This window comes from Pedobacter roseus, from assembly GCF_014395225.1.
Taxonomy (GTDB): Bacteria; Bacteroidota; Bacteroidia; order Sphingobacteriales; family Sphingobacteriaceae; genus Pedobacter; species Pedobacter roseus.
This window is the reverse complement of the sequence record NZ_CP060723.1, coordinates 2740118-2752741: the sequence shown is the minus strand read 5'-3', so window position 1 is coordinate 2752741 and position 12624 is coordinate 2740118. Positions and strand designations below refer to the sequence as shown.

The 12624-nt window shown below is 39.1% G+C and carries 15 protein-coding genes; 11 read left to right on the top strand and 4 right to left on the bottom strand.

Annotated features, from left to right (window positions below; genetic code table 11):
* Nucleotides 1-73: 73 nt before the first annotated feature.
* The 5 genes from H9L23_RS11490 to H9L23_RS27080 all read left to right on the top strand — a co-directional run bounded on the left by H9L23_RS11490 (nucleotide 74) and on the right by H9L23_RS27080 (nucleotide 2919).
* Nucleotides 74-403 carry an ArsR/SmtB family transcription factor gene (locus H9L23_RS11490; protein WP_187595083.1) on the top strand — a complete coding sequence of 110 codons (330 nt, stop codon included), beginning with the start codon at nucleotides 74-76 and terminating at the stop codon, nucleotides 401-403.
* A gap of 39 nt (nucleotides 404-442) precedes the next feature.
* Nucleotides 443-1009, top strand: coding sequence for a DUF6428 family protein (locus H9L23_RS11485; RefSeq protein ID WP_187595082.1), 567 nt, complete (start codon nucleotides 443-445; stop codon nucleotides 1007-1009).
* Between the two features lie 19 nt (nucleotides 1010-1028).
* Nucleotides 1029-1448 carry an arsenate reductase ArsC gene (locus H9L23_RS11480; RefSeq protein WP_187595081.1) on the top strand — a complete coding sequence of 140 codons (420 nt, stop codon included), beginning with the start codon at nucleotides 1029-1031 and terminating at the stop codon, nucleotides 1446-1448.
* Between the two features lies 1 nt (nucleotide 1449).
* Nucleotides 1450-2514, top strand: coding sequence for an ACR3 family arsenite efflux transporter (arsB, locus tag H9L23_RS11475; RefSeq protein WP_187595080.1), 1065 nt, complete (start codon nucleotides 1450-1452; stop codon nucleotides 2512-2514).
* An 84-nt stretch (nucleotides 2515-2598) separates the two neighbouring features.
* Nucleotides 2599-2919 carry a DUF5763 domain-containing protein gene (locus H9L23_RS27080; RefSeq protein ID WP_394355246.1) on the top strand — a complete coding sequence of 107 codons (321 nt, stop codon included), beginning with the start codon at nucleotides 2599-2601 and terminating at the stop codon, nucleotides 2917-2919.
* A gap of 632 nt (nucleotides 2920-3551) precedes the next feature.
* Here the strand turns inward: H9L23_RS27080 and H9L23_RS11470 are convergent.
* From H9L23_RS11470 to H9L23_RS11460, 3 genes are all read right to left on the bottom strand, one after another.
* On the bottom strand, nucleotides 3552-4403 hold the full coding sequence (locus H9L23_RS11470) for an SDR family oxidoreductase (protein WP_187595079.1): 852 nt from the start codon (nucleotides 4401-4403) through the stop codon (nucleotides 3552-3554).
* 100 nt (nucleotides 4404-4503) lie between these two features.
* Nucleotides 4504-5337: an SDR family NAD(P)-dependent oxidoreductase gene (locus H9L23_RS11465; protein ID WP_317175295.1), complete on the bottom strand. Its 834-nt coding sequence runs from the start codon at nucleotides 5335-5337 to the stop codon at nucleotides 4504-4506.
* An 88-nt stretch (nucleotides 5338-5425) separates the two neighbouring features.
* Nucleotides 5426-6337 carry a helix-turn-helix domain-containing protein gene (locus H9L23_RS11460; RefSeq protein WP_187595077.1) on the bottom strand — a complete coding sequence of 304 codons (912 nt, stop codon included), beginning with the start codon at nucleotides 6335-6337 and terminating at the stop codon, nucleotides 5426-5428.
* A 167-nt stretch (nucleotides 6338-6504) separates the two neighbouring features.
* Between H9L23_RS11460 and H9L23_RS11455 the strand changes: the two genes are divergently transcribed.
* The 4 genes from H9L23_RS11455 (at nucleotide 6505) to fabF (ending at nucleotide 9817) form a co-directional block, all read left to right on the top strand.
* Entirely contained in the window at nucleotides 6505-7092 is a 588-nt protein-coding gene (locus tag H9L23_RS11455; protein ID WP_187595076.1) for a TetR/AcrR family transcriptional regulator, read from the top strand.
* A gap of 38 nt (nucleotides 7093-7130) precedes the next feature.
* Nucleotides 7131-7616 (top strand): PaaI family thioesterase, encoded by a 486-nt coding sequence (locus tag H9L23_RS11450; protein WP_187595075.1) that lies wholly within the window; start codon nucleotides 7131-7133, stop codon nucleotides 7614-7616.
* A gap of 11 nt (nucleotides 7617-7627) precedes the next feature.
* Nucleotides 7628-8398: an SDR family oxidoreductase gene (locus H9L23_RS11445; RefSeq protein ID WP_187595074.1), complete on the top strand. Its 771-nt coding sequence runs from the start codon at nucleotides 7628-7630 to the stop codon at nucleotides 8396-8398.
* 153 nt (nucleotides 8399-8551) lie between these two features.
* Complete coding sequence (fabF, locus tag H9L23_RS11440; protein ID WP_187595073.1) at nucleotides 8552-9817, top strand: beta-ketoacyl-ACP synthase II; 1266 nt, start codon at nucleotides 8552-8554, stop codon at nucleotides 9815-9817.
* Between the two features lie 378 nt (nucleotides 9818-10195).
* Here fabF and H9L23_RS11435 read toward each other — a convergent pair whose 3' ends face one another.
* A complete protein-coding gene (locus H9L23_RS11435; RefSeq protein WP_187595072.1) occupies nucleotides 10196-10846 on the bottom strand; it encodes a YceH family protein in 651 nt (216 codons plus the stop codon).
* Nucleotides 10847-11020: 174 nt separating this feature from the next.
* Between H9L23_RS11435 and H9L23_RS11430 the strand changes: the two genes are divergently transcribed.
* Nucleotides 11021-11644, top strand: coding sequence for a (2Fe-2S)-binding protein (locus tag H9L23_RS11430; RefSeq protein ID WP_187595071.1), 624 nt, complete (start codon nucleotides 11021-11023; stop codon nucleotides 11642-11644).
* The gene (locus H9L23_RS11425; RefSeq protein ID WP_187595070.1) at nucleotides 11641-12624 is read left to right on the top strand and encodes an FAD binding domain-containing protein; all 984 of its coding nucleotides are present in this window, start codon (nucleotides 11641-11643) and stop codon (nucleotides 12622-12624) included. The genes H9L23_RS11430 and H9L23_RS11425 overlap by 4 nt, the downstream gene beginning before the upstream one ends.

The following is a 12624-nucleotide window of genomic DNA, read 5'->3' as shown; positions in this document are numbered from 1 at the left end:
CTGTAGCGCTTAGGGGTAGGTTTAAAATAAATTTTGATATCTGATTTATCTATCGTAATATTGCGATATAATTATGGGACTTACAAAAACAGAAATCTTTACCGAAGAGCAAAATCAAATGGCAGCTTTGCTAAAAGCGATGGCACATCCAGCCCGGATAGCCATTCTGCAGCGTATCCTGAAATCAAATACCTGTATTTGTGGTGATCTGGTTGAGGAATTGGGTTTAGCACAGGCGACCATTTCTCAACATTTAAAAGAACTCAAAAATGCCGGTATTATACAAGGGACCATTGAAGGAGTGAGCGTTTGTTATTGTATTGAACCCAAAACCTGGACATTACTTCAAAATCAGTTGGGTAATTTCTTCTCATCGTATAAAGGAGAACAAAACTGCTGCTAAAAAAATTTTTATATAAATCAATCGTTAAATTGCAATATTATGATTAATACTTCCTCAATAGAATGGAGCAGCTTTAAAGCTGAACTTCTACAATATCCCGGATTGCTGTTGCAGTTCCAATATGCTACTGATAAGTGGGTAAATGCCAATTACCACATTACTGAAATTAAACAGGCGACGATTACCTCAGTGGATTGCGGAGGGGTTATGAATGCCTGGACGGAAATTATTGTGCAGTTATGGGAACCCACCGAAGAAGAAGAGGGCAGGGCCATGCAGGTTAAAAAAGCATTGTCAATTATCGATCTGGTTGAAAGTAAACTGGCTTTAAATCCAAAAGGCATTGTGAAAATTGAATTCGGTAATTCAGAATTTGATACCAGACAAATGTATCCTGGTGAATTTAAAATTGACGGCGACAATCTGATCATAAACCTGACGCCCGATGCTACGCAATGTAAGGCGATAAACCGCGGCGGAAGTTGTGGTACAACTGCAACCGGTGAAGAGTGCTGTGCACCTGCTCAGCCTGAAAAAAGAAAAATCGAGTTAGTTAACCTCACTGCTGATCAAAACAGTTGTACACCGGGCAACGGTTGCTGTTAAGAATTTAAATTTTAAAAGAATGAAAAATGTATTGGTGCTTTGCACCGGAAATAGTTGCAGGAGTCAGCTTGCAGAGGGATATTTAAAATATTTTGCTCAAAACAAAGCAAAAATCTATAGCGCAGGTATCGAAGTGCATGGCGTAAACCCCAGGGCAGTTAAAATAATGGCAGAAGATGGGATCGACATTTCCAGCCAAACATCAAATAATATAGAAGAATATTTTGATGTTCCTTTTGATTATGTGATTACAGTTTGCGATCATGCGAAAGAAAGTTGTCCTTACTTCCCAACGCAGGCCATAAAACTGCACCAAAACTTTCCCGATCCGGCTAAAGCAGTAGGTACTGAAGCCGAAATTATGGCGCAATTCAGAAGTACGAGAGATTTGGTTAAAGCTTACATGGAGGATTTTGTAAACGAAAATTTAAAAGGATAACATGTTGGCAAATAATTGTACGCCTGTAGTTAAACGAAAACAGCTCAGTTTTTTAGACCGCTATTTAACGATCTGGATTTTCTTATCGATGCTTTTAGGTGTATCGCTGGGCTATTTATTTCCTTCTTCCACTGTGTGGATCAGTTCTTTTTCCAATGGAAATACCAACATTCCTCTGGCAATTGGATTAATCCTGATGATGTACCCGCCATTGGCAAAAGTAAATTATCAAAACCTGGGCGAGGTATTTAAAAATACCAAGGTTTTGGGGGCTTCGCTGGTTTTGAATTGGATCATTGGCCCATTTTTAATGTTTTTCCTGGCGATTATCTTTTTACATGGTTATCCTGAATACATGGTCGGTTTAATTATGATCGGTTTGGCCAGATGTATTGCCATGGTGGTGGTGTGGAACGATCTTGCCGAGGGAAACCGTGAATATGCTGCTGGTTTGATTGCCCTGAACAGTATTTTTCAGGTATTGCTTTACAGTGTATTCGCCTATTTTTTTATTACCATTTTGCCGCCTTTATTTGGTTTAAAAGGCTTAGTTGTATCCATTTCTATTTTAGAGATTGCAAAAAGTGTAGGGATTTACCTGGGCATTCCATTTTTAACGGGCATTTTAAGTCAAAAAATACTGATTAAATGGAAAGGCGAAAAGTGGTTCCGCTCAATTTTCATCCCAATGATTTCTCCGATAACCTTAATCGCGCTGTTATTTACCATTGTGGTAATGTTCAGTTTAAAAGGAGAATTAATTGTGCAGATCCCAATGGATGTGCTGCGAATTGCCTTGCCATTGGTAATTTATTTTGTGGTAATGTTTGTGATCAGCTTCTTTGCCGGCAAATATTTTGGTGCAGATTACAGCAAAAGTACCGCTATTGCTTTTACCGCTACCGGCAACAACTTCGAATTGGCCATCGCAGTGGCCATTGGTGTATTCGGCATCCATTCGGGTCAGGCATTTGCTGGTGTAATCGGTCCGTTGGTAGAAGTACCAGCATTAATTGTGCTGGTTAGTTTGGCGAAATGGTTACGGAGGAGATATTTTGATGTGTAAGATTATCAATATTTAATCCTAAATTAGAAATCTAAATTTTATCCTAAGCTCTTAATCTAATTATCTCTGAAAACAATTTACGTCTTGCTATTGGGTAGCTTATTGCTGTTTGGTAGTTTTTCACCAAAAACAAATCTAAGAAAAGAACCTGTTGCTACTTGCTATGGATTAAGTCCCTGTGATGCATGTTCTACCTGCTCGAGCTGCAAATACTGCAATAACGGTGGAACCTGTGGCATCTGTAGTTCAAAAATCTCAAGATCGAAAAGTTTTTATAGCCAGCCAAAGAAAGTCAGTAGTTCTACATCAGTTTATGTTGGGCAATGCAAAGCATTAACAAAAAAAGGGGCGAGATGTAAAAGAAACGGGGATAGTAGTGGTTATTGTTGGCAACACGGTAAATAAAAATAAACAGTTTATCGTCCATAAAACTTTATTTTCTATGTTCCAATTGATCTTAATAGTCCTTGCTCAAGCGCAATTTATAGGCTTTGGGTTTTGGAGTATCTGGTATTGTGTTTTTCATGTATCTCCAACTATACAAAAGTTAGATCGTACACCAAGTTTAGTAATCAAGTATGCTGCATTTATTTACTTTATCGTCAAGATAAGTTTAGCCCTGTTTAACATTTTCTCCTCTAAAGCTGAAGAAAGATACGGCTATGTAGATTTTTATTTTGGACCTGGTTGGTTCATTTCATGGTTCGATGTGATCTGGTACCTGATATTAAGCCAATTACTTTGGATCAGTTTTTTCTTAAAATCTCGATGGTACAGGCTTTTCAATGGTTTGCTAGCGATTATTCCACTTTTTTTGATAAACAGATTCTTGGAATGGTACGACTCAACTACTTATAATAAATATTTGAGCATTGAACAAGTAAATATTGCTGTCTTTTACTTGATCAATTTGAGTATTTATTTAATGATGATGGTCGTCATCCAATTTTTTATGGATAGATGGAAAAGATTTAGAAACAAGTTTTTAACATAATTATCAAGAACCGACTAGCTGCCAGTTCTTGATAAAATAATAATTAAGCGCCAACCTCGTCAAAGTTAGTGGCAGTAGCCAGATATTTCCAATTGGCCATATCTCTTTGTACATCTGCAATTTTAGCATCTGCAACCTGATAAGCATCAGGCCCAAGGAATAAATGAAGCGGCGGATTTTCGCTTTTTGCAGCTTCAATAATTACCTCAACCGCTTTTGCCGGATCACCAGGTTGTTGGTTGTTGATGTCGTTTTGGTGTTTAGCCTGCGATTCGCGTACCTCTTTATAAGCATCAATTGGTGCACTTGGCACTGCTAATGATCCTTCTGTTAGAAACGCAGTTCTGAAATAACCTGGTTCTACCACTGTTGCTTTGATGCCCAGTGATTTTACTTCAGCTGCTAATGACTCCGTAAAGCCAACTACTGCAAATTTTGTAGCACAATAGATTCCGAAGCCCGGGAAATTGCCTGAAAATCCACCTATCGATGAAATATTGAAAATATGCCCAGATTGTTGTTTTCTTAATTGAGGAAGCACTTTTCTGATCACATTTAAGGAACCGAAAACGTTTACATCAAAATTTTCTCGCGATTCTTTATCGCTTAATTCTTCCAATGCACCAACCATGCCGTAACCAGCGTTGTTTACCACTACATCAACCTGACCAAATTTGCTAATGGTTTGACTCACTGCAGTCTCTACACTTTCTTCATTAATTAAATCAACGCTTAACGGTAAAAAGTTTTCGTGTTCACCAACCGCTTTGATTAAATCGTTTAAATTTCTTGAAGTTGCGGCAACATTAGTGCCGTTGTTTAATAATGTTTTTACTAAGGTTAATCCCAGACCTTTGGACGCGCCTGTTACAAACCAAACTTTTTGATTTTCCATGATATTGTTTTTTAGAATGAAATGAATTGATTGGAAGGCAGTCCCAAAATACTTCGGAACTGCACCCGTTTTGAATGCTAATTCGCCATTAGCTTATAATTTAATTGTCGAAATCTGTCGAAATCGTGATGGCTTTCCAGTCTTTAAACTCTTTTGTTAAAGCCTCAATCTTACCGTTTGCCCTTTGAAAAGCATCATTTCCTAATAGTAAATGTACCGGTGGATTAGGCATACTGGCCAGCGAAATCATGGCAGCAGCGGCTTTTTCCGGATCTCCAGCCTGTTGGCCATCCATTTTTAAATATTTGGTGTGTATTGCCCTTACCTCTTCATATTCAGCAAGTGGATTAGCAGCCAAAATCAACGAATCGGTAGTTAAGAAACTCGTTCTGAAAGCTCCGGGTGCAACCACAGTTACTTTTACACCAAATTCTTTAAGGTCTTCGGCCGATACTTCCGATAATGCAATAACCGCCGATTTTGTTGCAGCGTATATTGCCCAGCCAGTTGCGCCTGCAATACCTGCAATTGATGCAATGTTGATGATATGCCCCGAGTGTTGTGCCCTTAAATAAGGTGAAGCTTTTCTGATTACATTTAACGTTCCGAAAACATTAACATCAAAACTATTGCGTGTTTCGGCATCAGTTAATTCTTCAATGCTGCCTCCGATGCCATAGCCAGCATTATTGATCACCACATCAATCCTTTCGAATTTTGCAATGGTCGCATTTATTGCGTCCTCCACACTTTGTTCGTCGGCCAGGTTAACAGCCAGTGGGAGGAATTTTCCCGTATCTGCATTTACAGCTTTTTTAAGCTCATCAATATTTCTTGAAGTAGCCGCAACAGATTGGCCAGCTTTCAATAATTGATTTACTAAACTTAATCCTAAGCCTTTTGAAGCTCCGGTAATAAACCAAACTTTTTTCATGCCCATAATTTTCTTCTTTTTCTTAACACAAAATTACAGTACAAATGGCTTCAGCTTATTACGTCAATCAAACTTATGATTACGAAATTCAAACAATTCGATAGGAAGTAGGGGTATGGTTGGTCAGTTTTTTAAAAAAGTTATTAAAATGTGTTGGTTCTTCAAAGCCCAGGCAATAGCCTATTTCCGATATGTTCCAGTCCGTATGTTTTAATAAAGCCTTTGCTTCGCTCAATAAACGTTCTGTAATATAGTTTGTGGTGGTTTTACCGGTAGTTTCTTTAATGGCCCTGTTTAAATGGTTTACATGTACCGAAAGTTGCGCGGCATAATCTTTAGCCGAACGCATGGTAAGCCTTTGCGTAGTAGTTTCAATGGGGAACTGGCGTTCCAGCAGTTCTGTAAAAACGGAAGTAATTCTGGTATTGGCGTCAGTATGTTTGAATAAACTTTCTGATGGTTGTGTTTTTAAGGCAAAGTGGGTAATCTCGGTAATGTAATTCCGAAGCAGGTCATACTTGTAGATATAATCTGTATTAATCTCTTCAACCATTTTGGCGAAAATAGCCTCTATCTGTTTGTCCTGTTGTTCGTTTAATATATATGCAGGTTTTCCGCCAGGAGTAAACATGGGTAAATCGCCGATGTTTCCACGGATCTTTTCCGTAAAAAAAGCTTCAGTAAAAATGCAGAAATAACCGGTTACATCACTTTGTTTTCCACTGGCCAGTTCCCAGGTATAAGGAACCAGGGGATTGAAAAAAATCAGCGCTGTTCCATCTATCTCGATACTTTTATCGGCGTAATGGTATACATTATGACCACGGGTAAGGCAGATCTTATAATAATCCCTTCGGTTGTAACTCATCGGTTTTGAGTCGTCCCTTAAACAATCTTCCAGTTTAAAAACGTTAAAATGCCCAACGCCATTCTTTAGATTATCCGGCATGAAACTAAATTTGTTCTGATAAAAGTCTTCTATGCTTTCTGGTTTGTTCATAAATCAAAGTTACAAAATTCAAACGTAAAACAAATAATGTGCTTTTATCTGTTGATTAAAACAAGTCGTAAATTAATTTACTTCAAGTAAAAGGAGATTCTGATGATAAAATAATTTGTCATTAATATACCGATTGGTATATATTTACATCGTCAATTCAGAACAACATGACCAAAGCAGAAAAAACGAGAAATTTCATTGTAGAGAAAACCGCGCCAATTTTTAATATGAAAGGTTATGCAGGTACTTCTTTAAATGACATTACGGCTGCTACAGGTTTAACCAAGGGTAGTATTTATGGCAACTTCGCCAATAAGGATGAAGTAGCACTGGCAGCTTTTGATTATAACCTGAATAATGTATCAAGCAGGATAGAGGCTGAAATGAACCGGCAGGCCAGTATAAAAGATAAGCTTTTGGTGTACATCGATATTTATCAGAAATTTATTGATGGTTCGGTGTCAGAAGGTGGCTGCCCGGTTTTAAATACTGCAATTGATGCCGATGATACCCATCCCAAATTGCGGGGAAGAGTGTTAAAAGCTGTTTTAGACTGGAAAAATAAAATCGCTAAACTGGTTGAAGCCGGGATTGCCAATAAAGAAATCAATGTAAATCATAATCCCGAACAAATTGCCTTAACCATTATTGCCATGGTAGAAGGAGGCATCATGATTTCCAAACTAACATCAAAAACCGAATACTGGAACCTGATTATGGGCTCCTTAAAAAAATATGTAGATAGCCTCGGCTAAAAATTTTTAACCAAAAATATACCGATTGGTATTTTAATATGGAAAGAAGCAGAACAATAACCTGGGATGACCCGATGAAAGGCGCAAAAGAAGCCATGCAAATGGATGGAATTGCTTATTTAAAAGCCATGAGTGATAACAAATTTCCTTTGCCACCACTTTTACATACGCTGGATTTCAGCGTTAGTATAATTGAAGCCGGAAACGTAGTTTTTGAATTTACACCACAGGAATTTCATTACAACCCGATCGGTACCGTGCACGGAGGAGTAATTACAGCCATTTTAGATTCGGCGATGGGCTGTTCTGTACACTCGCTTTTACCTGCCGGGAAAGGTTATACCACTTTGGAACTTAAGGTGAATTTCCTGAAAGCCATCACCATTAAAACCGGAAAATTAAAAACCATTGCTAAAGTAATCAATCTGGGCGGTCGGACTGCCTTGGTAGAAGCACAATTGGTTGATGAAAATAATACTGTTTACGCTCATGCAGTGAGCACTTGTTTAATCTTAAAATTTTAAAAAATATAAAAATGAAAACTTCACAAAATACTGTTTTATTGATCGGCGGAACTGCCGGTATCGGTTTAGAAATCGCAAAACAATTAACTGCTTTAGATAATCATGTGATTATTACCGGCAGAAACCAGGAAAGACTGGATACAGCTGCAGCATCACTACAAAATGTAACCACCATTCTGTCTGACGTGAGTAAAGCCGGAGATGTAGATCAATTGGTAGAAAGGATTAAAGTAGATTTTCCTCAGTTAGATATCATAATCAACAATGCTGGTAGGGCAATTCTTTATAATTTAGCAGACCAAGGTCAGGATGCTTTTGCAAATGCAGAAGATGAAATGCTGACCAATTACCTGTCAATCATCAGGATCAACCAAAAATTATTGCCTGTTTTATTAGCGCAAGAATCATCTGCTATTGTAAATGTATCTTCAATTGTGGCTTACGTTCCTGGTATTACATTACCAACTTATGCAGCCAGTAAAGCAGCACTTCATTCGTACAGCACTTCTTTAAGGTTAAGTTTGGAAGAAACATCGGTAAAAGTTTTCGAGTTGATGCCTCCATTGGTGGATACCGAATTTTCGAAAGAAATTGGTGGACATAACGGCATCAAACCATCTGTGGTAGCCGACGATTTATTGGCTGCCTTGGCAAATGATGAATACGAGATCAGGGTGGGTGATACCGCTAAGATTTACGAACTCTTCAGACAATCGCCAGTAGATGCTTTGAATGTAATGAATGCCAGCAGAAAGGCCAATATTGATTCGGTTCAACATTAACCTTAAATGAACAAGTAAGGATTTTCCTTTGCTTTTATTATGACATTTCTCACCGCAGGAATGCTTACTTTCGCGGCAGTAAGTGTAAAAACTCAAATGATCGGCCATATTAAATGGCTGATCATTTGAGCTTAGTGACTAAAAAACAATAAAATGAAAAGAGTAGTAGTAACAGGTTTAGGTGCGATAACCCCGCTTGGCAATACTGTTGAACAATTTTGGCAACAAATATTAGCTGGAAAAAGTGGCATTGGCCCAATTACAAAATTTGATTCGAGTAAATTTAAAACACAATTCGCAGGTGAAGTAAAGGGTTTTAATCCTGAAGAATACCTGGAGAAAAAAGAGATTAAAAAGTACGATCTTTTTACGCAATATGCCATCGGCTCGAGTGATCAGGCGATAAAAGATGCCGGATTGGATTTCAGTACCATGAACGATGATCAACTGGCCGAAGTTGGGGTAATCTGGGCAACCGGAAATGGTGGTATTGGTACTTTTGAATCACAGTTGGAAGAATTTCATGCCGGAGACGGAACACCAAGATTCAATCCTTATTTCATTCCGAAAATGATTGTGGATATCGCTGCCGGAGCGATTTCTATCCGTCATAAATTACGCGGACCAAATTATTGCACGGTTTCGGCCTGTGCATCGTCCAATACCGCAATTATTAATGCATTTGACACCATCCGTTTAGGAAAGGCAAGTGTGATGATTGCAGGTGGTTCGGAAGCTGCTTTGACCAAATCATCAGTTGGTGGCTTTAATGCAGCCCAGGCTTTATCTAAAAACAACGAAGATCCTCAGGGTGCTTCTAAACCTTTCGATAAAGATAGGGATGGTTTTGTGATGAGTGAAGGTGCCGGTGCTTTGGTTTTAGAAGAACTGGAACATGCTTTGCAACGTGGTGCCCATATTTATGCTGAAATTGTTGGCGGTGGAATGGCTGCTGATGCCTATCACTTAACAGGAACACCTCCGGATGGGATTGGTGCTGCTCTAGGGATGAAAAATGCATTAAAAGATGCCAATATTACTGCTGATAAAATCGATTATATAAATGCGCATGCTACTTCAACCGGTCTGGGAGATTTAAGTGAATTAAATGGTATTAATACGGTTTTTAATGGTTTACCTGTGGTAATAGGTGCCACAAAATCAATGACAGGTCATTTGTTGGGTGCTGCCGGTGCTGTGGAGAGTTTGATCAGTATTCTTTCAATAAGGGATAATATAATTCCGCCTACCATTAATACTAAAAACCTGGACGAAAACATTCCGAAAGGCTTGAATATTGTATTGGGCGAGCCAATTAAAAGGGAAATCAATTATGTATTAAACAACACTTTTGGTTTCGGTGGACATACGGCGAGTACGATTTTTAAAAAGTATGAAGACTCGTCATCTCGACTGTAGCGTAGCGGAATGGAGAGATCTACCTTTACTGGTCTTAGCGTCCCGCTAAGACCTTTTTTTTGCGATTTGTTTTTGCTACGGATTCACTGAACACACGGAAATATCAAACTCCCATTCTGTCATTCTGAACGCAGTGAAGAATCTTTTTAGGCAGTGCGATGGGACGCAGAGATTCTTCGTTATACTCAGAATGACAAAATCTTTACTGGTCTTAGCATCCCGCTAAGACTTTTTTTGTTAAGTTTTGTTTGCCACAGAGACACCGAAAACACGGAAGAGTTTGGGACATAGATTTCTCGACTACGCTGCACTTCGCTCGAAATGATGGAGTTAGTTCGGGTTAGCACCAATGAACCAATGGCTAATGAACAACTGAACTTACTTATCCATCAACAAATTAACCAGTTCTTTTAACTCCTCTACCTCCAATTCCAGTTTTTCGATGCGGTTTTCCAATTCAGTGGTATCAAAAGTTGGTGCTGCAATTGTTTCGGTTTCTGGTTCGTTAGTGGTTTCAGCTTGTTCTCCTAACAGGTGAATGAAACGTGCTTCTTTCTGTCCCGGTTTTTTAGGCAGTTGTTTTACAAATGCAGGTTCATCATCTGATAATTTTTGAAGTTGTTCTAAAACCTCTTCTATGCTCTCAAATTCATATAATCTACCTGAGTTACTATTGATTTCGCCTGGTGTTAACGGTCCGCGTAAAAGTAACAGGCAGATAATGGCCAGTTCCGAAGGCAATAGGGGATAAACTATCGCCAGATTATGTTTATATTTTGTAGCGCGGCTCGATCCTCCTGTGGCGGTCGAGATCAGGCCTTTTATTTTAAGTTGGTTTAACGTAAGGGTAACTGTTTCCTCATCGTAATTTACCACAGGATTTCTTGAACTTTTTTGATTACAGGCAGCTGTTAAACTGTTCAAAGTCATGGGATAATAATCGGGCGTGGTGCGGCTTTTTTCGATCAATGCACCTAAAATGCGTTGTTCTTCTGCAGATAAATCGGGAAGTGGTTTTACGTTGTCCATTTTATAAAAGTATAAATTGGCTGAATATTTTGAAAATTATTTTGTTAATCATTTATTTCTAGGAAGTTATCTGAAATATTACCGGATAGAACAATTCTAAATTTCTGATTTACTATCATTTGAACTTTAGAATTACGAACTTAGAAGAACATCCTAAAGCTAATCTATTCAAATATGAAACCTTCTGATCAAAAACCAAATAAGGGCGACAGCAGGCGCGATTTTCTTAAAAAAAGTTCCGTAATTACCGCCATTGCCTTAACGCCGGGAATCGCAGTTAAAGCAGCTGAAAGTAATACAGATGAACGTTTTGCCGAGCTATTCGAGAAAATCCCATTAAATCTGACCGTAAATAATAAAGCATACAAAGCATCAGTTGAGCCAAGGGTAACCCTTTTGGATTACCTGCGCGAAGAACTACATTTAACCGGAACCAAAAAAGGCTGCGACCATGGTCAGTGTGGTGCCTGCACTGTGCATGTAGATGGACAGCGGGTAAATTCCTGTTTAAGTTTAGCGGTGATGAATGAAGGAAAGAAAATTACCACGATAGAAGGCTTGGCAAATGGGGATTCGCTACACCCGATGCAGGCAGCTTTCATTAAACATGATGGTTTTCAATGTGGTTACTGTACATCCGGGCAGATCATGTCGGCAGTGGCTTGTATCCGCGAAGGACATACCAGTTCGAGGGCAGAAATAAGTGAATATATGAGCGGCAACATCTGCAGGTGCGGGGCTTACCCAAATATTGTTGATGCGATTGTTGATGTGAAGGAAGGAGGTGCAACGGTATGATCAATTTTCAATATTTAAGAACGACTTCAGCTAAATCAGCCATTGCTTTATTGTTAAAGGATAAGAATGCCAAATTTTTGGCTGGTGGTACCAACCTGATCGACCTGATGAAAAGAGGGGTTACCGCACCCGAAAAGCTCATTGATATCAACCACGTTCCGTTAAAACAGATCGAACAGATTGGAAATAAAATCCACATTGGCGCTTTGGCTACCAATACGGCTGTTGCAGATCATGCTTTGATAAAAGAGAAGCTGCCATTGCTTTCTTGGGCTTTACAGGCCGGTGCTTCAGCGCAACTACGCAATGTGGCTACTGTGGGAGGGAACATGATGCAGCGTACCCGTTGCGGTTATTTTTATGATACCGAAATGCCCTGCAATAAACGCCAGCCCGGTACAGGATGTGGTGCTATGGAAGGTTTTAACCGCATGCACGCCATCTTTGGAACTTCCGAAAAGTGCATTGCTGTTCATCCAAGCGATATGTGTGTCGCTTTAACTGCTTTAGATGCTGAAGTGGTACTGGCCAATGGTAAAGGTGAACGTAAGATAGCTTTTAAAGATTTTCACCGCCTGGCGGGAGATACGCCACAGTTGGATAATAACTTAAAAGCAGATGAAATGATTATCCGTGTAGAAATACCGGTAAATAATCTTGCTAAAAACTACCATTATTTAAAAGTACGCGACCGTGCTTCTTATGCTTTCGCCCTCGTTTCGGTAGCAGCGGCATTTGAACTGAACAATAATAAAATTACTGATATCCGTTTGGCTATGGGCGGTGTTGCACACAAACCCTGGCGTTTAACGGCATCCGAAAATTTCCTGAAAGGAAAAGAAGCTACTTTATCGAATTTTGAAAAGGCAGCAGGATTGGCCATGACGGGTGCTAAAGGTTTTGGCGAGAATAATTTTAAGCTGAAACTGGCTCCAAATACAATTATCGAAGCGTTGAATCTTGCAAAATCTAAAGCTTAG